This is a genomic window from Sulfuritalea sp., assembly GCF_017302275.1.
In the GTDB taxonomy this organism is placed as follows: domain Bacteria; phylum Pseudomonadota; class Gammaproteobacteria; order Burkholderiales; family Rhodocyclaceae; genus Sulfuritalea.
Window position 1 is genome coordinate 1 of record NZ_JAFLDR010000012.1, and the last position, 22,502, is coordinate 22,502.

The 22,502-nt window shown below is 64.1% G+C and carries 20 protein-coding genes and 1 pseudogene; 12 read left to right on the forward strand and 9 right to left on the reverse strand.

Annotated elements, in window-relative coordinates:
- From J0M27_RS08420 to J0M27_RS08455, 8 genes are all read right to left on the reverse strand, one after another.
- On the reverse strand, positions 1–1,057 hold a 1,057-nt coding region (locus J0M27_RS08420), incomplete at its 3' end, for a HAMP domain-containing protein (protein WP_294989863.1).
- A 137-nt stretch (positions 1,058–1,194) separates the two neighbouring features.
- Complete coding sequence (locus J0M27_RS08425; protein ID WP_294989866.1) at positions 1,195–1,644, reverse strand: cache domain-containing protein; 450 nt, start codon at positions 1,642–1,644, stop codon at positions 1,195–1,197.
- A 76-nt stretch (positions 1,645–1,720) separates the two neighbouring features.
- The gene (locus J0M27_RS08430; protein WP_294989869.1) at positions 1,721–2,272 is read right to left on the reverse strand and encodes a chemotaxis protein CheW; all 552 of its coding nucleotides are present in this window, start codon (positions 2,270–2,272) and stop codon (positions 1,721–1,723) included.
- Between the two features lie 20 nt (positions 2,273–2,292).
- On the reverse strand, positions 2,293–3,966 hold the full coding sequence (locus tag J0M27_RS08435) for a PAS domain-containing methyl-accepting chemotaxis protein (protein ID WP_294989871.1): 1,674 nt from the start codon (positions 3,964–3,966) through the stop codon (positions 2,293–2,295).
- A 62-nt stretch (positions 3,967–4,028) separates the two neighbouring features.
- Complete coding sequence (locus J0M27_RS08440; protein WP_294989873.1) at positions 4,029–6,236, reverse strand: chemotaxis protein CheA; 2,208 nt, start codon at positions 6,234–6,236, stop codon at positions 4,029–4,031.
- Between the two features lie 13 nt (positions 6,237–6,249).
- A complete protein-coding gene (locus J0M27_RS08445) occupies positions 6,250–6,579 on the reverse strand; it encodes an STAS domain-containing protein (protein WP_294989875.1) in 330 nt (109 codons plus the stop codon).
- Between the two features lie 15 nt (positions 6,580–6,594).
- Positions 6,595–7,863, reverse strand: a complete 1,269-nt coding sequence (locus J0M27_RS08450; protein WP_294989877.1) for a methyl-accepting chemotaxis protein — start codon at positions 7,861–7,863, stop codon at positions 6,595–6,597.
- A complete protein-coding gene (locus J0M27_RS08455) occupies positions 7,863–8,228 on the reverse strand; it encodes a response regulator (protein ID WP_294989879.1) in 366 nt (121 codons plus the stop codon). The genes J0M27_RS08450 and J0M27_RS08455 overlap by 1 nt, the downstream gene beginning before the upstream one ends.
- Positions 8,229–8,613: 385 nt before the next feature.
- Here J0M27_RS08455 and motA point away from each other — a divergent pair, with 385 nt between their 5' ends.
- The 5 genes from motA (at position 8,614) to J0M27_RS08480 (ending at position 12,221) form a co-directional block, all read left to right on the forward strand.
- Positions 8,614–9,471: a flagellar motor stator protein MotA gene (gene motA, locus J0M27_RS08460; RefSeq protein ID WP_294989881.1), complete on the forward strand. Its 858-nt coding sequence runs from the start codon at positions 8,614–8,616 to the stop codon at positions 9,469–9,471.
- 31 nt (positions 9,472–9,502) lie between these two features.
- Positions 9,503–10,447 (forward strand): flagellar motor protein MotB, encoded by a 945-nt coding sequence (gene motB, locus J0M27_RS08465; RefSeq protein ID WP_294989882.1) that lies wholly within the window; start codon positions 9,503–9,505, stop codon positions 10,445–10,447.
- Between the two features lie 49 nt (positions 10,448–10,496).
- Entirely contained in the window at positions 10,497–10,745 is a 249-nt protein-coding gene (locus tag J0M27_RS08470) for a hypothetical protein (RefSeq protein WP_294989884.1), read from the forward strand.
- A gap of 221 nt (positions 10,746–10,966) precedes the next feature.
- Complete coding sequence (locus J0M27_RS08475) at positions 10,967–11,545, forward strand: DUF2802 domain-containing protein (RefSeq protein WP_294989886.1); 579 nt, start codon at positions 10,967–10,969, stop codon at positions 11,543–11,545.
- A gap of 19 nt (positions 11,546–11,564) precedes the next feature.
- Entirely contained in the window at positions 11,565–12,221 is a 657-nt protein-coding gene (locus J0M27_RS08480) for an SPOR domain-containing protein (protein ID WP_294989887.1), read from the forward strand.
- Positions 12,222–12,269: 48 nt separating this feature from the next.
- On the opposite strand, the gene J0M27_RS08485 is transcribed toward J0M27_RS08480, so the two are convergent.
- Entirely contained in the window at positions 12,270–13,127 is an 858-nt protein-coding gene (locus J0M27_RS08485) for an HDOD domain-containing protein (protein WP_294989889.1), read from the reverse strand.
- A 253-nt stretch (positions 13,128–13,380) separates the two neighbouring features.
- On the opposite strand from J0M27_RS08485, the gene J0M27_RS08490 reads away from it, so the two are divergent.
- The 7 genes and pseudogenes from J0M27_RS08490 (at position 13,381) to J0M27_RS08515 (ending at position 22,488) form a co-directional block, all read left to right on the forward strand.
- Positions 13,381–16,014: a tetratricopeptide repeat protein gene (locus tag J0M27_RS08490; protein WP_294989891.1), complete on the forward strand. Its 2,634-nt coding sequence runs from the start codon at positions 13,381–13,383 to the stop codon at positions 16,012–16,014.
- 11 nt (positions 16,015–16,025) lie between these two features.
- A pseudogene (locus J0M27_RS21355) lies at positions 16,026–16,331 on the forward strand (tetratricopeptide repeat protein); the annotation flags it as partial.
- 36 nt (positions 16,332–16,367) lie between these two features.
- On the forward strand, positions 16,368–18,902 hold the full coding sequence (locus J0M27_RS08495) for a tetratricopeptide repeat protein (RefSeq protein ID WP_294989892.1): 2,535 nt from the start codon (positions 16,368–16,370) through the stop codon (positions 18,900–18,902).
- Positions 18,899–20,017 (forward strand): DegT/DnrJ/EryC1/StrS family aminotransferase, encoded by a 1,119-nt coding sequence (locus tag J0M27_RS08500; RefSeq protein WP_294989893.1) that lies wholly within the window; start codon positions 18,899–18,901, stop codon positions 20,015–20,017. The genes J0M27_RS08495 and J0M27_RS08500 overlap by 4 nt, the downstream gene beginning before the upstream one ends.
- A 6-nt stretch (positions 20,018–20,023) precedes the next feature.
- The gene (locus J0M27_RS08505; protein WP_294989895.1) at positions 20,024–20,725 is read left to right on the forward strand and encodes a WbqC family protein; all 702 of its coding nucleotides are present in this window, start codon (positions 20,024–20,026) and stop codon (positions 20,723–20,725) included.
- Between the two features lie 64 nt (positions 20,726–20,789).
- The gene (locus J0M27_RS08510; protein WP_294989896.1) at positions 20,790–21,512 is read left to right on the forward strand and encodes a class I SAM-dependent methyltransferase; all 723 of its coding nucleotides are present in this window, start codon (positions 20,790–20,792) and stop codon (positions 21,510–21,512) included.
- Between the two features lie 19 nt (positions 21,513–21,531).
- Positions 21,532–22,488, forward strand: coding sequence for a hypothetical protein (locus J0M27_RS08515; protein WP_294989898.1), 957 nt, complete (start codon positions 21,532–21,534; stop codon positions 22,486–22,488).
- The last annotated feature ends 14 nt before the right edge of the window (positions 22,489–22,502 follow it).

Here is a 22,502-nt window from a genome sequence, read left to right on the forward strand (position 1 = left end):
TGATGCCGATCTTGCCGGCGATGGACTTCATGGCTTCGACCGTGTCCTTGACCGCCTTGCCGCCCTGTTCGGCTTCGGACGAGCTCTTGGTGGCCATGTTGTCGGTGACCTTGGCGTTCTCGGTGTTCTGGGTGATGCTGGCGGTCATCTGTTCGATGCTGGCGGTGGTTTCTTCGACGCTGGCGGCCTGCTCGCTGGAGGATTGGGACAGTGACTGGGCGGTGGCGGAGACCTGGCCGGAGGCGTTGGACAGGTTGTCGGCGGCGCCGCGTACTTCGCCGATGATCTGCCCCAGCTTCGCGACCATGTTGTGCAAGGCTTGCATCATTTGCGCGACTTCGTCCTTGCCGCTGGAATCGATCGCCACCGTGAGGTCGCCATCGGCGATGCTTGCCGCCGCCGCTGCCGCCGCGCGTAGCGGCGTGACGATACGGCGTGCCATCACCAGGCTGATCGCGAGGCTGATCACCACGGCCAGGCAGAGCAGGGCGACCGCGGTCCATTGCTTGCTCTGCGCGCGCGCCTTGGCGTCGACGTAGACCGCCGACATCTCCGCCTTCTCGCCCTTGACCAGGGTGGTGACCTTGTCGTTGATGGCCAGATAGGCCTTGTCGGCGGCCTGCATCATCGCCGCCGCCGCATTGACGTCGGCCTGGCCGACGTCGATGGCGTCGATCACCGTCTTCCGATAACCCTTGAGCTCATTGAGGATGGAGGTGAGGACGGCGGTTGTCTCGGCACGGCTCTCACGCTTGGACTGGGCATCGGCAAGCTTGATCGCGGTGTCGACCTGGGCCAGGATCTCGTCGGTCCTGGCCTTGACCGTGGCCTCGTCGAGGGCGCCGATGCTGGTGAACAGGCGATAGGTGCGGGTATGCGCGCCATCCAGCGAGGAGCGGACATTGACGCTGGACTCGAACATCTCGAAGCGTTCGCCCACGACGTTGTCGAGCGCCGCGCGCTGATCGCTCATGGCGAGCAGCATCAGCGCACCCACCGCGATCAGCAGCAGGACGCCCACAGCGGGTGCCATCAGTATCTTGTAGAGGAGTTTCATGTCGGGTCGTCCTTGGTTGGGGCGACCGGGCACGAGGGCCCGGTCAGATTCAGCGCTTGTAGATGCCAGCGCAAACGGTGCTTTCGCCGGATCGTTCGCAATACGAGGCCTTCGGTAGCACCTTCTTGGATACCGGATCAGCGCTTGTAGATGCCGGCACAAACCGCATATTCGCCCTGCTTTTCGCAATACGAGGCCTTCGGCAACACCTTCTTGGATACCGGGTCGGTGAACTTGTAGTCGGTCCAGCCCTTGCCCTTGACCTTGGCCGAATCCACCATCAGGTTGGTAAAGGCAACGCCGTCGGGATCGCGCGCGGCGGACATGTCCTTGCCGACCAGCTTGGGATTGGTGCCGTGGGCGACGACATGGCCGGCGAAATCCAGAACCACGATGTAGAGATCGCGGTCCACCCAGGCCGGGGTGGCGAAATCGGCGAAGGCCTTGTCCTTGCCAACGGCCGCGAAGTGCTTTACCGCCTTCTGTACCATGACTTCGGCATCCTTGGCGACGCCGTAGTCGGCTGCCGCAAAGGCCGCCGTGCCGAGGGTCAATCCGATAAGTGCCGCTGCGATTTGCTGTTTCATGTTGCTATCTCCTTGGTTGAATAACCTGCTTGGGTGTTGTGTCCGGCGATTGCCGGGCGGATGAAAAATGGATAACTCATGCGTCCTCGGCCTTGATCGCCGCGAGGTTGGCGATCTCATCGACCGAGAGCACCTTCCGTATATCGAGGATGATCACGAACTTGCCGCCGATCTTGCCCATGCCGGCGATGAAGTCGGCGCGGATCTTGGCGCCGAATGCCGGTGGCGGCTCGATGTCGACGTCGGACACTTCCAGCACTTCGGACACGGCATCGACCACGATGCCGATGTCGTGGCGCTCGTCATCGGTCACCAGCTCGATGATGACGATGCAGGTGCGGCGCGACTGCTCGCTCTGGCTGCCGCCGAAGCGCGCCGCGAGGTCGATCACCGGCACCACGCTGCCGCGCAGGTTGATCACGCCGCGGATGAAGGCCGGCATCATCGGAATCTCGGTGAGCTGCCCGTACTCGATGATCTCCTTGACGTTGAGGATGCCCACCGCGTACATCTCGCCCGCGAGCTGGAAGGTCAGGTACTGCTGGATGTCCGGCGCATTGGCCGGCACCGGCGGCTTGCCGCCGGCACGGTTCGTGGTGCCGGCGGATTGTTGAACGACGTTGCCCATGGTCATCTCTCCTGGCGTGCTCAGAAACGCTCGAAGTCGCTGGCGTGCGTGTCGAGGGCGGATCTCGCTGCGGTGGCCCGGGTGCGCGGCTTGGCGGCATTTCCGCGCGAAGGCGCGGCCGTGGCGCGGCGGGCGCCGGTACCCGCCCCGGCGGCCTGCAGCTCGGTATGGAAGAAACTCATCAGTCCCAGCAGTTCGCCGGCCTGGCCGCCCATTTCCTCGGCGGTGGCGGCGAGTTCCTCGGAGGCGGAAGCGTTCTGCTGCGTGGCCTGGTTCAGTTGCCCCATGGCGCCGTTGATCTGGCCCACACCGGCACTTTGTTCCTCGCTGGCGGTGGCGATTTCCTGCACCAGGTCGGAGGTCTTCCTGATGCTGGGCACCATGGCGTCGAGCAGCTTGCCAGCCTGTTCCGCCTTTCTTACGCTGGAGCCGGCCAGTTGCCCGATCTCCTGGGCGGCGACCTGGCTGCGCTCGGCCAGCTTCCTGACTTCGGCCGCCACGACCGCGAAGCCCTTGCCGTGTTCGCCGGCGCGCGCGGCTTCGATGGCGGCGTTCAGTGCCAGCAGGTTGGTCTGGTAGGCGATATCGTCGATGATGCCGATCTTGCCGGCGATGGACTTCATGGCTTCGACGGTATCCTTCACCGCCGCGCCGCCTTCGGCGGCCTCGCCGGCGGACTTGGTGGCCATGTCGTCGGTGAGCTTGGCGTTCTCCGTGTTGTGGGCGATGGAGGCGGTCATCTGCTCGATGCTGGAGGAGGTTTCCTCGACGGATGCGGCCTGCGAGCAGGCGGCCTGCGAGAGCAGGTGGGCGGTGCTGGAGATTTCCTTCGAGGCGGTGGTCACCGATTGGGCGAGGCCGCGCACGTCGGCGACGATGCTCGCGATGTTGCCGGCCATGGTGTGGATGGCGTGGCTCAGCGCATCGGAGTCGCCACCGTTGCGGGCCGATTCCAATTCCAGCGTATTGCCGGCAGCGATGGTCTGGCAGGCGCGGATGGCGTCGTCCAAGGCGCGCTGCGCGCGATGGACGGACCACCAGAACCACGTCGCCGCGGCGATTCCGGCGGTGGTGAGAAGCCCGGTGATCCAGCCGTTGCCGCCGGGCAGGCGCGAGGCGTCGCCGCCAAACAGCAGCGAGCCACCCAGGGTGGCAATCACCGCCGCGGCAATGCCGCAGGCGAGCACGGTTCGGGTGCCCGGTGCAAGGCGCGCAAGACCCGCCAAGCTGCCCAGCAGGCCGGTGCGAACCACCTTTCCTTCGCGCAGGGCGATGCTGCCGGCGCTACCCTCGCGCAGCTTGCGATAGAGGTGTTCCGCGGCATCGACGTCGGCACGCGTGGGCTTCTTGCGCAGCGACATGTAGCCCGTGACGGCGCCTTTTTCCCATATGGGATTGGCGCTGGCATCGACCCAGTAAAAATCACCGTTCTTGCAGCGGTTCTTGACCATGCCGCGCCAGGGCTTGCCGGCCTTCAGGGTGCGCCACAGGTCGTCGAAGGCGGCCGGCGGCATGTCCGGATGGCGCACCACGTTGTGTGGCGCACCGAGCAGTTCGGTGGCGCTGAAGCCGCTGATTTCCATGAAGGGACGGTTGACGTAGGTGATGCGTCCCTTCAGGTCGGTCTTGGAGACGATGTACTGGCCTTCCGCCAGATGGCGCTCGACGGAGGTGACGGGCTGGTTGTTGCGCATATGTGTGTCTCTCTCGATTCAGTCGCTGTGCGCCGTCGCGCGGAAATTGGATGGAGGGGTTGTCACGCGGCCGCGCCGTGGGCTTCGACGCGCCGCGCGCCATGGCGGCCGCGCGCCTGCAGTTCCTCGGTCGCCGCGCACTGGCCGACCAGGGCCTGCACGTCGAGGATCAGCGCCACTTCGCCGGTGCCAAGGATGGTCGAGCCGCCGATGCCGCGCATGTTGCGGAAAAGGGAGCCCAGGGGCTTGATCACGGTCTGGAACTCGCCAAGCAGCTGGTCCACCACGATGCCGGCCTTCCGTCCGGCATACTGCACCACCACGATGTTTTCACGCGCCGGCTGCTTGCCCGGCACTTCGAACAGCTCGCGCAGGCGCACGAAGGGCAGCACCTCGCCACGCAGGTTGATGTAGTCGCGTTCGATGCTGGTGTCGGCCAGTTCGATGCATTCCACCACCATGTCGAGCGGGATCACGTAGGACGCCTTGCCGACGCTGGTGAGGAAGCCGTCGATGATGGCAAGGGTCAGCGGCAGGCGAATGGTGAAGCGCGAGCCGGCGCCCAGCTCGGTCTTGACGTCGACGCTGCCGCGCAGGGCGGTAATGTTCTTGCGCACCACATCCATGCCGACGCCGCGGCCGGACAGGTTGGTGACTTTCTCGACCGTCGAAAAGCCGGGTTCGAAGATAAGGTTGACGACTTCCTGGTCGGAGAGCGTTTCGCCTTCCTGAATGACGCCTTTTTCGATGGCCTTGGCCTGGATGCGGTCCTTGTTGAGGCCGCCGCCGTCGTCCACCACCTCGATCACGATGCTGCCCGAGTCGTGGAAGGCATTGAGTTCGACACGGCCGGCGGTCGGCTTGCCGGCGGCGGCGCGCGCGGCGGGAGACTCGATGCCGTGGTCCATGGCGTTCCTGACGAGGTGCATCAAAGGATCGCCGATCTTTTCGACCACGGACTTGTCGAGTTCGGTTTCGGCGCCGCTGATCACCAGCTCGATTTCCTTGTGCAGATCCTTGGACACGTCGCGGGCGACGCGGTGGAAGCGGTTGAAGGTTTCCCCGATCTGAACCATGCGCAGTTGCAGGGCGGAATCGCGGATGCTTTCGACCAGGCGCGAGAGCACCGAGGTGGCCTCGGTCAGGGCGGCTTCGCCGCTCTTCTTCGCCAGCAGGTTGGCCGAGGCGCCGGCGATCACCAGTTCGCCGACCAGGTCGATGAGCTGGTCGAGCTTGTCGGCATGGACGCGGATCAGGCTGGATTCGGCGGCCTTCTTTTCGGAGACGGCCTTCTGCTTGATGGCCGCCGCCTCCACCAGTTCCGGCTGCACGCTATGCTGCTGGATCAGGATGTTGCCCAGTTGCGGCGCGCCTGCCGTGTCGCCGGCGCCGACTTTTTCGCCCGACTGGCGGCGCAGTCCGGCGTCGAGTTCCTCGCGGGTCAGGGCGCCGCTCTTGACCAGAATCTCGCCCAGGCGCATGGTTTCCTCGGGCAGCGCGTCGATCAGCAGCAGGTACTCTTCGAGCTTGCTGTCGGGCGGCAGGATGTGCAGCTCGCACTCGTCGCGGCAGAACGCGAAGACGCGCTCGATGTCTTCCTTGCTGGCGTGGCTGCGGAACGCGATTTCGAAGCCCAGGTAGCACAGCTCGGGATCCATCACGTCGGCCTCGGGCATGGCATCGGTCAGTGTCGTGATGTGGGCGATTTCGCCGAGGTTCAGCAGGTAGCGCAGGAAGGCCAGCGGGTCCATGCCGTTCTTGAAGACATTGCGGCCGAAACGGATGGAGATGTGCCAGCAGTCGTTGATGCGACCTTCGCGGTCGCTGCGCTGGACAGTGCCGTCGGCCACGGTGACTCCGCTCGCCTTGGTCGCCGCCGCCTTGCCGCCGAGGAAGGGCCGCAGCTGCTCGGCGATTTCGTCACCGGCGCGTTGCACGCCGTCGTCCGCCTCGGTTTGCCCGCGGGCAACCATGTCGAGCAGGGTGCCGATGTGGTCGCAACCGAGCAGCAGTGCGGAAATCATGTCGCCGTTGACCTCGATTTCGCCGTTGCGCAGGCGATCCAGGACATTTTCCAGGACATGGGTAAACTTTTCGACGGTGTGGATCTCGACCACGCCGGCTCCGCCCTTGATGGTGTGTGCGGCGCGGAAGACGCCGTTGATGGTTTCGGGATCGCGGTCGCCCGCCTCGAGTTGCAGCAGGCCGGCTTCCATGGCCTCGAGCTGTTCGCGCGCCTCGACCGAAAACACATTCAGAACTTCGTCCATTGTCGTCTCCGCCTCAGGCCTGTTCGCCGGCGGGAATCACCAGCGGATCGCCGAAAAATGCCGCCATGTTGAAAAACTCGATGACTTCGCGCACCGCGGGGCCATGCCCGACGATGCGCAGCGCATGGTCGAGCTGGTTGCCTTCCTGTTTGGCCAGGGCCAGCAACTGGAATCCGGCGCTGTCCATTTCGCCGACTCGCGAGAGATCGAGTTCGAGCACCGCGTTGCCCCGTATGCCATCGATCAGGCGCCGCTTGATTTCGTCGGCGTGATAGATGTTCAGGTCACCGTCGATGGCCATGCGCATGGCCCCGTCGGCCGCGGCTTGGGTGGTGAATTCCATGTTTTTGTCTCCCGGTCAGAACAATTCGATCTTCGGCCCGGCCTTGATGGCCGCCGCGCCGCTGTTGGTGGCGTTGTGGTGCGTGTCGCGCTGTGAATCCATGACGTAATTGCTGTAGATCTGGTCGAGGTGCGCCGACAGAGGCTGCATGGTGAAATCGGGGTTCTCGAACTGGTTGAGGCGGTCGGCCAGCAGCGTGGAATGGTTGTCCAGGCGGTTGAGGGCGTCGATCACCTGCTCGATCTGCTGCCGCGTGACATCCTGGAACTGCACGCTGGCCAGTGCCGACATGAACATGCTGGCCAGCTGCTGGCTGCTGTCGGTGATGGTGGCCATCACCGAGGCTTCGTGTTCGGTGACTTCGTGATAGCTCTTGCCCAGTTCGTCGAGTTGCACGGCGAAACTTTCCAGCGCCTCGCGCTCGGAAGCGGCGTTGTCCTGGGCCAGCTTGTCCTCGAACTGCGACTCGATCGAGTTGGCGACGGTCTGGATGCCGTTGCTGATCTTGCCGACGGCCTTGTCCGTTTCGCCCGAGAGCTTGCGCACTTCGTCGGCGACCACCGCGAAACCGCGGCCAGCTTCTCCGGCGCGGGCGGCTTCGATCGCGGCGTTCAGCGCCAGCAGGTTGGTTTGCCCGGAGATGTGCTTGATCAGGTCCACCAGGGTACCGAGCGAGCGGGCTTCGCGAACCACCTGCATGATGCGTTCGCGATCTTCGGCGGCCGTGGCGGCGCGTTGCTGGATGTAGTTTTCCAGGGTGCCGATCAGTTGCCGGTTGCGGCTGATGCGCTCTTCGGAGGCAGTCAGCAGCCGGTTCGATTCCGCGGTGGTGGATTCGACGTAGGCCGCCAGCCGGGTGATGATTTCGTCGATGTTCTGCAGTCGGCTGGCGATGTCGAAGGCGGCCTTCTCCGTTTCGGATACGACGCCATTCAACTGGCCGCGCACCACGTTGTTGAATCCTTCCACGCCGCGCAGTTCGCCCGCAACCTGATCGGCGGCGCCGGTAAGCGTCGCACTGCGGTCGACGGCCTGGGTACGAAGTTTTTCCATGCCGAACAGCCAGTCCCCGTAGAACGCCGTGGCCGTCTGGCGCAAGGCGAAGACGGCGGCCAGGACGATGAACAGGGTGCCCAGGCTGGCGCCCAGCGCGGGGGAGATGCCCATCCCCGGCAGCAGGGTGGCGCGATACCAGTCGTGGGCGAGGAAGACGAGGAGGGCGGCGGCGAAGCCGACCGCGGCAGTGGCTTGCAGCGCACGGCGCGTGATGAGTTGGGCGTCCATCAGCGGATCACCAGCTTGATGGTGCCGAGCAGTTCGTCGGCGGTGGCGGGCTTCACCAGCCAGCCCGAAGCACCGGCGGCCTTGGCTTCGAGGCGCTTGGATTGCTGCGATTCGGTGGTGAGGAAGAGGATGGGCATGAACTTGTAGTTGGGCAGGGTGCGCACCTCCTTGATGAACTCGATGCCGTTCATGCCCGGCATGTTCAGGTCGGTGATCAGCAGGTCCACCTTCATCCCGCTCTTGAACTTGGCCAGTCCCTCGGCGGCGTTGCCGGCTTTCTCGACCGCGTATCCCGCCTTGGTCAGGATGTTCGATATCGACAGCAGGATCGTTGCCGAATCGTCCACCAACATGATTGTGCTCATAGCGTCTGTCCTTGTAGTGAGGCCGTGGATTCCGGCTTGTTTACCCAATCCGCGCGGCAGATTTACCCGCAAGAATCATCTCAAAGGGGGCGGCGCTTGTTTATCCGTGAATTACGCGACAAACTGCGGAATCTACGTAGCCGGTTGCCGTGGCAGCGACCCGACCGCGACGGTTGCGGTGCGGCAGCCGGGGCCGCAAAGCCTTTCGCCACCTTGGTTTCCGGCGATTGGCAGGGCCTTTCCGGTTTCCTGCCGGGCCGCATCGATGCCGGGTTGCTGGCCACGGCGGGCTCCCGTGGCGCGCCGGTTTGCCGTTATGATTGCGACCTATCGCAGCGCGCGGGGCGGTCTCGATGCCACGTGCGCGACTCAGGATGGGATCAACATGCTTCTGATAATCGGCTACGTCATCATTCTGGCGGCTTCGCTGGGAACCTACGCGGTCCACGGCAGCCTTGCCGCGCTCTGGGTGCCGATGGAGTACATCGCGATTTTCGGTCTGGCATTGGGTGGTTTCGTCGCCGGCAACGGCATGAAGACCGTCAAGGCGACGATCGGCGCCTTGCCCAAGGTCTTCAAGGGTTCGCACCTGAACAAGACTGTGTACATGGACCTGCTGGCGATGTTGTTCGAGGTGCTGGCCAAGGTGCGCAAGGAAGGCCTGATGTCGATCGAGAACGACATCGAGAACCCGCACGAGAGCCCGATTTTCACCAGGTATCCGGCCATCGCTGCCGACCACCACGTGATGGAATTCATCTGCGATTACCTGCGCATGATGGTGGGCGGCAACCTGAACGCCTTCGAGATCGAGAACCTGATGGACATCGAGATCGAGACCCACCACCAGGAAGCCCACGTGCCCGTGCACGCCATCGCCAAGCTGGCCGACGCCACGCCCGCCTTCGGCATCATCGTCGCGGTGATGGGCGTGGTGAACGTGATGGGGTCGGTCGGCGCGCCCCCGGCGGTGCTGGGCAAAATGATCGGCGGCGCCTTGGTCGGCACCTTCCTTGGCATTCTGCTGGCCTACGGATTCATTTCACCGGTGGCTGGCCAACTCGGGCAGAAGGTGGAGGAAGAGGGCAAGATATTCCAGGTCATCAAGACCGTCCTGCTCGCCAGCATGAACGGCTACGCGCCCCAGGTGGCCGTCGAATTCGGTCGCAAGGTGCTGTATTCCGGTGATCGCCCGCGATTCATCGAGCTGGAAGAAGACCTGAAGGCGCGCAAGGGAAAGTGATGCACTTGCCCCTTTCCGGTGAGGCCATCGCATGAGCGACGATACCCAGCAACCGATAGTCGTCAAGAAGATCAAGAAGGGTGGCGAGGGCGCCCATGGCGGCGCCTGGAAGATCGCCTATGCCGACTTCGTCACCGCGATGATGGCCTTCTTCATGCTGATGTGGCTGCTCGGGTCGACCACCAAGGGCGACCTGCAGGGTATCGCCGACTATTTTCAGAATCCCCTGAAAGTATCGATGGCGGGCGGTTCCGGTTCCGGCGACTCGTCTTCCCTGATCCAGGGCGGGGGCAAGGACCTGACCGCCACGGTCGGTCAGGTCAAGGCCGGCGACATCGAGGCCCCGCGCAAGGCCATCAACCTGCAGAAATTGAAGGCGGAGTTCGAAAAGGCGGAGCGGGAGCGCCTGGCCGGGCTGAAGGCCGAACTGGAAACCATGATCGACGCCAATCCGACGCTCAAGCAGTTCAAGAGCCAGTTGCTGCTCGACCTGACCAGCGAAGGCCTGCGCATCCAGATCGTCGACGAGAGGAACCGTCCGATGTTCGATTCGGCCAGCTCCGAGGTGAAACCCTATACGCGTGTCATCCTGCGTGAAATCGGCAAGACGCTGAACAATGTCGAGAACCACATCAGCCTGTCGGGCCATACCGACGCCACGCCGTTCGCCGGCGGCGGCAGGGACTTCAGCAACTGGGAATTGTCGACCAATCGCGCCAATGCCTCGCGTCGCGAACTGGTGGCCGGCGGCATGGTGGACCAGAAGGTGATGCGCGTCGTCGGCCAGGCGTCGACCGTGCTGTACGACAAGCAGGACGCCTATAACCCGATCAATCGACGCATCAGCATCGTGATCATGAACAAGCGCACGGAAGAGGCGATTCTCGCCGACGGCAAGGTGACGGAGATCGAGGGCGCGCAGGAACTCGACGCGGGAGCGCTCGCGCCGCAGGCCGCCGGCGCAGCGCCGCGCTGATCCGGAACAGATGCATGCCACCCCGCGCCCGCAGATAACCGGAGCCCCCATGACCGATCCCGCCAGCGGCGCCGAACGCCGTGCCAATCCTCATCTGCGAGCCGTCTTCGTCGAAGCCTACGAACTGCTCGCGCCTTTCTTCGATCCGGCCACCACCTGGGGCGGCAAGACGCACGAGCACCTGGCCTACCGTGCCTTGCACGAGCGATTTCCGGACATGTCCGCCGATGACGTGTTCATCATGGTGACCGCCGTCAAGCGCGTTTCCGGCAGCGGCGGCAAGCCGGCGAGCCCCTAGCCTCCGCGACGCTTCGGACGGCCGCTGGAGAAGCAATCCGAAACGCCGCCTGTTCGTGTCCTTCCCTGTCCGCCCATGGCCCCGCCTGCCGGGGGCGTTTGTTAGTATTGCGCCATGCGCCTTCATTGTCCCTCGCCGTTTCCGTTTCGCCGCAAGCCCACAGGCCGCCGGGCTCGCGTTCGGAGGCTCGCCACTGGCGGGCAGCGGGCAGGAGCCAGGCAGTGATCGATCTTGGTGCGCTGGGCCTGCGCGACTACCTCCTGATTGCCGCGGTTCTGGTCGGGGGCTATCTCCTGCTGTCGCTGCCGCCCTTGCTGCGCATCCTTGGCAAGCGTCGCGCCGGGACCCCGGAACCGCCGGGCGCGGGTCCGACCACGGCGCTATCCGAAGCGCCCGCCCTGCCGGGCGATGAGCCGCGCGACGAGTCCCGGTTCGCCCGGTTCGCGCCGCAGTCGGTGCCTGGCGACGACGGGCGCGGGGGGGGCGCGGACGATTTTTCGCGCGAACTGGCGGCGTCCAGTCGCGATCTGGAAATCAGGCGCTTGCGGCAGGAGATGGATCAGGTGCGGGCAGACATGGCGCGACTGTCCGAGGAGGTTTCCGTCATGCGGGCAGCCCGCAATGTGTCGCCACAGTATTCCGAAGCCATGACGTTGGCGCTTCAAGGGGAGTCGCCGGACGGAATCGCGGCACGCTGCGATATTTCGCTTGGCGAGGCGGAACTGGTTGCCGCGCTGGCGCGCGGCAAGACCGGCGCCGGATTCGATGAGGCCGATGGCGGCCGTTACACTGACAACTGACACGACCATGGATGACGGAATGGAAAATCCCCAGGCGACAGAGGACGACCTCAAGAAGCGCTTGCTCAAGCGCACCGCACTGACACTGGTTCTGCTCGCCGGCCTGATAGGCAGCCTGGCGATCTTCGATCGGCTCAATGCGCCGGATCCGGAGCCGGAAAAACTGGCGGTCGCCGCGCCGCCTGCCTCGTCGCCGGTCGCTGCGCCACCGGTTTCGATGGCAACTCCGGAGGCGCCCAGGGAGCCGGTGCCCGGTTCTGCCGAAAGCGTGCCGGAGCGCAGTGCCGCAGTCGAGCCCGCCGCCATGCCGCCGCTACCTGCAGAAAAGCCATTGACCCGCCCTGCCGCGGCACGGACGGCCAGCCTGCAGCCGACGGTGCCGCCCGCGGCGCCCGAACTTCGTCCCGAGGCGGCGCGGGATCGACCCTTCCGTCCTCTGAGCCAGACCGCCGAACGTCCATTCGCGGTGCAGGTCGGCGTGTTCAACAACACCGCGAACGCGGAGGAATTGCGTGCCAAGCTCGAGAAGCAAGGCATTCCTGTGACCATCGAGACGAGGGTGCGCATCGGGCCGTTTGCCACCCGCGCCGAAGCCGATGCGGCGCGCGGCAAGCTGAAGGAACTCGGGATCGCCGAGAGCGTGCTGGTTTCGATGAAGGGTCGCAAGGCGCCCTGATGAGGGTGACGGGCAGGCCGCGCGCGGAACCGCCGCGACCTGTCGCCTTCAGTCTGACCCGGCGTGCCGCAATAGTGCCTCGGAAGTAGCCTCGTCGAGGTCCAGGCGGCGCACCAGAGTTTCCTGGTTGATGTGGAGGAGTTCGCGCAAGGCCTTGAAATCATCGGGCAGGGCCGCGTCGTTCCAGCCGTTTTCGGAATGCCGTGCCAGATCGACGGCGAGTTTGACGTTGCGCACGCGAGGATTTTCCTCCTGGCGATGGTCCAGCAACTGTGCCAGCAGGGCCGGCAAGCGCCAGGCGTCGGTTAGCGCCAGCTTGAGGCGAAACAGCGGGATGCCATAGATCTCTTCCTGGATGATGGCCGATCGCCTGTTCGGTTCCGCACGTTGCGCATCGCGAACGCGGACCGCCATCCCAGGCACGTAAAGCCACATCAACAGCTCGGCTACGTCGTTGAGCAGCGTGGCCAGCGCGATCTCGTCGACATCCATGTCGCGGCGCAGCACCGCCCACTCGTGCGCCCAGTGCGCCGCGCGCCGCGCGCGGTTGATGGTCTTGAGCAGGCCGAGCAGCGCCTGCGGGTGGTCGTGCAGGCGATCCTCGACGATCGGAAGGTTCTGGAAATCGCGGAAGAACGGCGAAATGCCGATCATCATGATTGCCCGGTCTATGGTGGTGATGTCGGTGATCTGGCGCTGTCGGCGATGGACGTCGATGTAGTCCAGCACGCGCAGAGTCAGCAGCGGATCATGCAGGATGACCGCCGCCAGCACCCGCGCATTGGTATTGTCTTCATCCAGCCGCAGTCGCTCGATTTCGCTGACCGAGTGCCGCAGCACAGGCAACTCCGCCTGGCCGAAAACGGCCAGCCAGGATTCGGCTTCGGGTAGCGGCTGTTCGTTCATCGTGCGACCGGGGAACCGGGCGAGGTATGAGTTCTGGAATGTAGCAGGTTCGGTCGGCAATTCAAGGGGCGCCGAATTCTCATGGCCGCTTCAGCGCACCCGCGGCAAGCGTGATTGCGTCTCTGTTGACAAAACAGAATAGACTTCCCGCCCATGTCTGTCCGTCGCCCACAATCCAGATGCATGCTTTTCGAGTGATCGCCTTGCGTCGGTGGCCGATTGTTGTCGGACACGGCGCGTGCCGGCGCGGCCCATGACCGAATCGATGCCGCCTCGGCAGTCCGCTCTGACCACCGCCGGCCGCGATTTGCGGGAAGCGGTGACGCATCATCGCCAGGAGCGGCTGCAAGAGGCGGAGCGACTCTATCGATCGGTGCTGCAGGACGAGCCCGGCAATCCGGTTGCCAACCATAACCTTGGGGATCTGTTGCTGCGCAAGCAAGGAGTGGTCGCCGCGTTGCCACATTTCCTCGCGGCGCTTGAAGCGGAGCCGACCCACGGTCGGTACTGGGTCAGTTACATCGATGCGCTGATTCGTGCCGGCCGCGCCGACGAGGCGCGCGATACATTGGAATTCGGGCGGCAGCATGGTCTGCACGGGGACGATATCGAAGCGCTTGCGTCGCGCTGCGCTGAACGGGTGGCGAACGAGGCGACGCGCGGCCGGCAGCCCTCGCACGGACAACCGCCCGTGGACGACATCCATGCCACGGTGCGCCTGTTCGATGCCGGATCCTTCGCCGAGGCGGCTATTCACGCGCGGACCATGACCCGGCGCTTTCCGACCCATTTCTTCGGCTGGAAAGTGCTGGGCTCCGCATTGAAGAACATGGGACGGCGCGAGGAAGCGCTGCAATCCATGCAGCAGGCGGTGGCGCTGGCGCCGCGAGATGCCGAGGCGCACAACAACCTCGGCGCCGCACTGCACGATCTCGGGCGCCTGGAAGAAGCGGAGGCAAGCTATCGCAAGGCGCTGGAAATCGCGCCGAATCTGGCCGACGTGCATTTCAACCGGGGTGTGACGCTCGAGGCGCTGCGGCGTCCGGATGAGGCACAGCTCAGCTATCGTGCGGCACTGGCGATCCGTCCGGATCACGCCGACGCCTGGAACAACTTGGGCATGCTGCTCAGGGCATGGGGTGGCCTTGACGAGGCCGAGGCTGCCTTCCGCTCTGCACTGGGCATCGCGCCCATGTCAATCAAGCCGCTCGGCAACCTCGGCGTGGTGCTTCACGAGCTCGGCAGGGTCGCTGAAGCCGAAGACTGCTATCGCCGTCTGCTGGCGATCGATCCGGATCAGGCCGCGGTACATTCCAATCTGGGTGCCATCCTCCACAATCAGGGACGCGCGGAGGAGGCCGCCGCGTGCTATCGGCATGCACTCAGGTTGGCGCCGAATCTCGCCGAGGCGCATCACGACCTGGGCAACACGCTGAAATCGCTGGGACGCCTGGACGAAGCGGCAGAAAGCTTCCGCGAGGCCCATCGGCTGGGCTTGGGCGATTCGCGCGTCAAGGCGGAGTTGATCTTGCCGGCCATCATGGGCACGCGGCAGGAGGTGCTCGAAATTCGCGCCCGCTTCGAGCGCAACCTGGAGCAGCTGATCGCGGATCGGGCCTCGATAGTCGATCCGCTGCGGAACATAGGCGAGACCAGTTTCTATCTGGCATACCAAGGATTGAGCGACCGGGATCTGCAGGTCAGGCTGGCGCAGTTCTACGGTCAGGCTTGCCCGTCACTGCTGTATGTCGCCGAACACTGCGCAGGGCCGGCGCCTCGGCCGGGCGAAAAAGTCCGGGTCGGCTTCCTGTCGAAGTTTCTCTACCGGCATTCCGTATCCCTGTGTTTCAGCAGGATCATCGAAAGCCTGTCGATGGATGATGGATTCGAGGTCAGCCTGATTTCCAGCGAAGCGGTGGATGCGGCGCTTTATCCCCGCTTTGCCGGCCGAACCCTGCGTATTCAGCATGACCTTGAGCGGGCTCGGCGATCGATCGCCGCGCTGGAACTCGATGTCCTCGTGTACCTCGACATCGGGATGGAGCCGCTTGGCTATTTCCTGGCCTTTTCCCGCCTGGCGCGCGAACAGTGCGTGCTCGGCGGGCATCCGGTGACGACCGGTGTCGCCAATGTCGACCATTTCGTGTCCGTGGCGTCGATGGAGCCGGCCGATGCCGATGACCATTACAGCGAGCGGCTGATACGCCTGCCCATGCCGCTGGCCTACTTCGAGCGCCCGACGGTTCCGACCAGGCTTCGGACGCGGGCGGAACTGGGGCTCCCGGAGGATCGGCACATCTACATGTGTCCGATGAAGTTGCAGAAAATCCATCCGGACTTTGACGAGGCGATCTCCGAAATCCTCGGGCTCGATGACAAGGGCGTCGTCGTGCTGTTCGAGGACGACGTGCATTTTTACTGGAAGGATGCGCTGGTCGGGCGTTTCGAGCGCACGATCGAGGCCGGGCGGCGGCAGCGCATCCTCTTCCTGCCATGGCTGAAGGACACGGATACGTTCTTTAGTGCCGTTGCCGCCGCCGACGTGGTGCTCGATCCGTTCCATTTTGGCCTGGGGTCCACGGCTGCCGTGATCGCGGCGGCCGGCACGCCGCTGGTCACGCTGGCCGGCGCATTCATGCGCGGCCGGGTCGGCGCGCACTACTGCAGGATGCTGGGCGCCGAGGACTGCATCGCAAACCGGCCGGACGAGTATGTCCGCATTGCAGTTGCGGTAGCCAACGATCCGCGACTGCGGGAAAGGCTCGTGACAAGAGTTCGCGACAACTGCTCTTTCCTTTATGAAAGTCGGGATGCAGGTGAAGTTCTGGCCGACTTGTTGCGATCTCTTGCGCAAGGCGAAGCAGAATCGACGGCGAGGTGTCCATGATGGATGACGCCATGCCCGTTCCGCCCAAGCCAGTGACGGACATCGAACAGGCCTTCCATTGGGCGGTCGCCGAACATCAGGCCGGGCGCCTGGACGCGGCCCGGCGGATGTACCGCACGGTGCTGCAGGCGGAACCGACCCACGCGGTCGCCAACCACAATCTCGGAGTCATCGCGGTACAACTATCGCAGCCGGCGGAGGCCTTGCCGTGCTTCCTCGCCGCGATCGAGGCCGATCCGACGCAGGCGCAGTACTGGCTGAGCTACATCGATGCCCTGTGCCAGGCCGGACGGGATGACGATGCGCGCCAGGTGCTTGCGCTGGCGCGACAGCAGGGCTTGCGGGGAGGCGCGGTGGATGCGCTCGCGCAGCGCCTGGAAATCCCGCTGCCGATCGCCAATACCGGTCGGAAAATCCCGTTGCCGGACCCGGACCCGGTATCAGGTGCCGGGCATGCGCCTGCCCCCGGCGAGATTGACGGCCTGCTCTCCCTGTTCAATCGCGGGCGTCTTGGCGAGGCCGCGAACCGGGCCCGGGCAATGACAGGTGCGTTTCCTGGTAACTGGTTCGGATGGAAGATGCTGGGCGTGGTATTGCAGCGGATGGGTAACAATGCCGAGGCGCTGCCCGCGATGCGAAGGGCTGTGGAGCTGACACCCGGCGATGCCGAGGCACGCGTCAACCTGGGCATCGTGCTCAAGGAACTGGGGCGGCTGGAAGAGTCGGTCGCCAGTTATCGACAGGCGCTGAACCTCGATCCCCTGCTTGTCCTCGCCCATGGCAATCTGGGCGCCAGCCTGCATGAACTCGGACGGCTGGACGAAGCCGAGGCCAGTTATCGCCAGGCACTGAAGATCGATCCGAATTATGCCAGGGCGCATGGCAATCTGGGCGCCATTCTCCATGACCTGAATCGTCTTGACGAGGCGGCAGCCAGCTTTCGGCGGGTGCTGGAGCTCGAATCGGAAAATGTGGAGGCTCTGTGCAACCTGGGCAACGTCTTGAAGGATCTGGGCCTGCATGCGGAATCCGAAGCGACCGTGCGGAAGGCGCTGGAGGTATCGCCGGAATCCGTCAAGGCGTTGAGCTGCCTGGCTGCCACCCTGGCGGCAATGAATCGGATGCCGGAGGCAGAGTCGTATGCCTTGCGGGTCGTCGAGCTCGCCCCGCATTCCGCTGACGCGCACCGCAAACTTGGTGACATCAAGTACAAGCAGGGCGCCATGGGCGAATCGCAGGCCAGCTACCGGCGCGCGCTGGAGCTGCGGCCGGACGACTTTCATGCCAACTGCAACCTGGGAGTCACGTTAGCGGATACCGGTTTTCCGGAGCAGGCGGAGGCATGGCTGCGCAAGGCACTGGAGGTGTTGCCCGGGAGCGCCGAAGCGCGCAACATCCTCGGCGTCGTGCTGCTCGAACTGGAGCGGCCTGATGAGGCAGAAGCGCAAATGCGCCACGCCCTCGCCATCGCGCCCAATGCCGCAGGCATGCATGGCAATCTGGGTACGATCCTTTGCCACCTTGGCCGCCTGGAGGAGGCCGTGGCCAGTTATCGGCGCGCTCTGGCAATCGACCCCATGAACGACCATGCGCGCAGCAACATGCTGCACTGCCTGAGCCTGATCGCCGATATCGATGCACCGTGCCTTTTTGAGGAGCACTGCCGCTTCGGAGAGCTTTGCGAGGCGCCGCTGCGTGATCACTGGCCGCAGTTTTCCGCGACGCGCGATCCTGAGCGTGCATTGCGCGTAGGCCTTGTTTCCGGCGATCTGCGCAATCATGTTGTAGCCTCTTACGTGGAACCCGTGTTGGCGGCCCTGGTGCGTCACCCGCGGCTTTCGCTGCATGCCTACTCCAATTCCGCCGTCGAGGATGCGACCACCAAACGCCTCATGCAGTACTTCGTGCAATGGCGCACGGTGCACAAGGTGCCCGATGAGGCCCTGGCGCAGCTGGTCGCCGCCGATGGTATCGACATCCTGATCGACCTTTCGGGACACACGGCGAAAAATCGCCTGATGGTTTTCGCCCGCAAGCCGGCGCCGGTTCAGGTGAGTTGGATGGGGTATCCGGGAACCACGGGCCTGCGGGCCATGGATTACTATCTTGCCGATCGGTTGTATCTGCCGCAAGGGAGATTCGACGACCAGTTCACCGAAAAGATCGTGCGCCTGCCCGCCAACGCGCCCTTCCTGCCGAGTGAAGACGCGCCCCCGGTCAGTCCATTGCCAGCCCTGGATGGCGGACAGCTGACCTTCGGCAGTTTCAATCGCCTGAACAAGCTTGGTGCGCCGGTCATCGGCTTGTGGGCGCGAATACTGCGCGCGCTGCCGGATTCGCGCATGCTGCTGGGCGCCATGCGCGACGCCGACGAGAGCCGAATAGTGGCCGACTGGTTCGCCGCGGAAGGCATCGCGCGTGAACGACTTGCATTCCATCCACGATGCGCCATGGAGAGCTACCTCGCGCTGCATCATCGAGTCGATCTGTGTCTGGATACCTTTCCCTACAATGGCGCCACGACGACGCTGCACGCGCTCTGGATGGGCGTGCCGACAATCAACCTGGCCGGACACATGGCAGCCGGGCAAACCGGCGCCGCGATTCTTGGACATCTCGGCCTCGATGATTTTGTCGCGAGCGACGCAGACGCCTATGTGGCCATGGGGCTGTCCTGGGCCGGCCGCTTGCCGGAGCTGGCCGCGATTCGTGCGGGCTTGCGCGCACGCTTCGCAGCATCGGCGCCCGGGCAGCCGGAGCTGATCGCCGCCGCGCTGGACGGCGCGCTGCGCGTGATGTGGCGGCGCTGGTGCGCCGGACTGCCGGCGGAGTCCTTCGAGATACGTCGCGAAGATTTGCAAGGCATTGCGCGGGGAGCTGTGAAATGAACGAACCGGAAAAGGATGCCCCGATTTATGTGACGCGGCCGCTGCTGCCGCCCCTGGAAGAGTTCCTGCCCTATCTGCGGCAGATCTGGGACAGCAAGTGGCTGACCAACAACGGACCTTTCCACCACCAGCTGGAACAGGCGCTTGCGGAGTATCTCGGCGTCCGCCATGTGGCCCTGTTCACCAGCGGGACCGTGGCCCTGATCACGGCGCTGCAGACACTGCGCATCGTCGGCGAAGTCATCACGACGCCCTACACCTTCGTCGCCACGGCGCATTCCTTGCTATGGAACGGCATCAAACCGGTGTTCGTCGACATCGATCCGGTCACGCTCAATCTCGATCCGTCCCGCATCGAGGCGGCCATCACGCCCCAGACCACGGCGATCATGCCGGTGCATTGCTATGGCGAGCCCTGCGACGTCGCGCGCATCGAACATATCGCGGACATCTATGGCCTGAAGGTGATCTATGACGCGGCGCACGCTTTTGGCGTTCAGCACGAGGGCTCCAGCGTGCTGAACCACGGCGATCTGTCCGTGCTGAGCTTCCATGCGACGAAAGTGTTCAATACCTTCGAGGGCGGCGCCATCGTCTGCCACGATGCGAAGACCAAGCAGCGCGTGGACCACCTGAAGAACTTCGGCTTCGTCGATGAGGTCACCGTCGTCGCACCCGGCATCAACGGCAAGATGAGCGAAATCAATGCGGCCTTCGGCCTGCTTCAGCTCAAGGGCATAGACGCGGCGCTGGCAAGGCGCAAAGTCATTGCCGCGCGTTACAGTTCCGCGCTGGCGTCGACGCCGGGCATCCAATGCGTCCTCAGCGCCGACCGGGCAGGGGCGAACCACGCCTATTTCCCGATCCTGGTGCAAGCGGACTATCCGCTGGGTCGCGACGAGCTGTTCGAAAAAATGCGCCGGCGAAACGTGTTTGCGCGACGCTATTTCTATCCGCTGATCACCGACTTTCCAATGTACCGCGGGATGCCCTCGGCGGCCCACGCCAACCTTCCGGTAGCGAGGAAGGTCGCGGACCAGGTGATCTGCCTGCCCATCCATCCGGAACTGAGCGACGAGCAGGCGGATTTCATCGCGGGGCTGATCGCGGGGTGAAGGCCGATGCGCCGCGTAGCGATCATGCAACCCTACTTCATGCCTTACATCGGCTACTTTCAGCTGATCGCGGCAGTCGATCTGTTCATCGTGTACGACAACGTCAAGTACACCAAGAAAGGCTGGATCAACCGCAATCGCATCCTGTGCGACGGACACGAAGCCTTGATCTCGCTGCCGCTCAAGGCGGGAGCCGACTCGCTGCATGTCCACGAACGGCAACTCGCGGCAGACTTCGATGCGCGCAAGCTGGTGCGGCAGATTACGGGTGCCTACCGGTCGGCGCCCGGGTTCGAGGAGACACTGCCACTGGTCGAGCGCATTTGCGGCCACGCGGACAGGAATCTTTTCGGCTTTCTCCATCATTCGATCGTCGCTACTTGCCGGCATCTGGGCCTCTGTACGGAAGTGGCAGTTTCCTCCGCGTTCGCCATCGACCACGGACTGAAGGCGCAGGACAAGGTCCTCGCCCTGTGTCAGGCGGCGGGCGCCACCACCTACGTGAATGCCATCGGCGGCACAGAACTGTATTCGCCGGACGCTTTTCGCGATCGCGGCATCGACCTCCGATTCATCAAGTCGCGACCTTTCGAATATCATCAGTTCGGCAAGGACTTCGTGCCGTGGCTGTCCATACTCGACGTGATGATGTTCAACCCGCGGGATGCCGTGGTAGCTGCGATTCGAGGCAATTTTGACTTGGTCTAGGCGGTCCACGCCGGCATGCCGGCGGGCTTCGGGAACGGACCATGGGCTGGCTTGAGGACGAGCAATGAGCGAAAAGGAAATCCGGCACCTGGAGTCGATTACGCCCTTCTACGAGGAAGGCGACCCCATGGACCGGCTGTTGATCGACCGCGAAATGGACATCGCCAGGCGCTTTTGCGCGACCGAAAACAAGGCCGTGCTAGAAGTCGGTTGCGGCGACGGCTATTCGACGCAGAAGTTGGCGGCGATCTTCCCGGACCTCGAAGTGATCGAGCCCTCGCAGGGCAATATCGCATTGCTGCGCCAGCGGCTGCCCGCCGTGCCTTGCCACAACGTGCTGTTGGAGGATTTCCGGGCCAGCCGGAAGTTCGATTACGTTTTTTTCCTGAATGTCATCGAACACGTCGAAGATCCGGTGGCCGCGCTCCAGCAGTGTGCGGCCCTGCTGCGCGACGAAGGCGCCATCTTCATTTCCGCGCCCAACTGCATGTCGCTCAACCGGCGTGCCGGGTACCACATGGGTTTGCTGGCCAGTTACGACACGCTGGCGCCGAAGGATCTGCGGGTGGGACATCGACGCCTGTACACGACGCGCATGCTGGCAGACCACTGCGATCAGGCGGGCCTGCGCGTGATGCAGATGAAAGGCCTTTACCTGAAGCCGCTGTCGGAAAAGCAGATGATCGAACTGGGGGATGAGGTCGTCAGGGCCTTCCACCTGCTCGGCGAGGATATTCCCGAATACTGTGCCTGCCTGCTGGCGATCGCCGCGAAGAAGCACTACTGATTGCACGGCGGCGCACGGCGTGACATTCAACTGGGAAAAGCTGGGAAAGGTTTTCGATCCGACCGCGGTGACCGGGCGGCCGTGGCTGAAGGAGTTCGCCCAGGCGCCGGCGACCCTGGTTATCGACGATTTTGTGCGGGTGTATTTTTCCTGCCGCCCGGCGGCCGACAGTGCGGGCCAGTATGTCAGCTATTCCGCCTTCGTCGATCTGGACCGGTCGGACCTGACGCGCATCGTCCGCGTGGCCGACGCGCCGATCCTGGGCCTCGGTGAGCGCGGAGCGTTCGACGAATTCGGCGTGTACCCGGTGTCGGTGATTCGCGACGGGGATCGGGTGCTGGCCTACTACGGCGGCTGGACCCGCTGCGTATCGATTCCGTTCACGGTGGCGATCGGCGTCGCCGAAAGCCATGACCAGGGTGTCAGCTTTTCCCGGCTCGGCAAGGGCCCCCTGCTGGCGAGCAATCCGCGCGACCCGTTTGTGCTCAGCGGGCCCAAGGTCCGCCGCTTCGGCGGGCGCTGGTACCTGTGGTACGTCGCCGGTACCGCCTGGCTTGAAAACGGGGGCAGGCCGGAAGCGGTGTACAAGATACGGATGGCCACCTCGACCGACGGCCTGAACTGGTCACGAACGGGAAAGGACCTTCTGGAAAGCCGGCTGGAAGCCGACGAATGCCAGGCAAGTCCGGATGTCTTCTTCCACGCGGGACGCTACCACATGCTGTTCTGCTTCAAGCACAGCCTCGATTTCAGGAACAACGACCGCGGCTACCGGATCGGACATGCGGTGTCCGACGACCTGCTGCACTGGCAGCGGGACGACACGCAAGCCGGGCTCGATATTTCGGCGTCGGGCTGGGATGACCAATCGGTCGCCTATCCCCATGTCCTCGCGCTGGACGGCAGCACCTACCTGTTCTACCTCGGCAACCAAGTCGGCCGATACGGTTTCGGCCTTGCTCGACTGCAGGCATAGGGGGACGGCTTGCC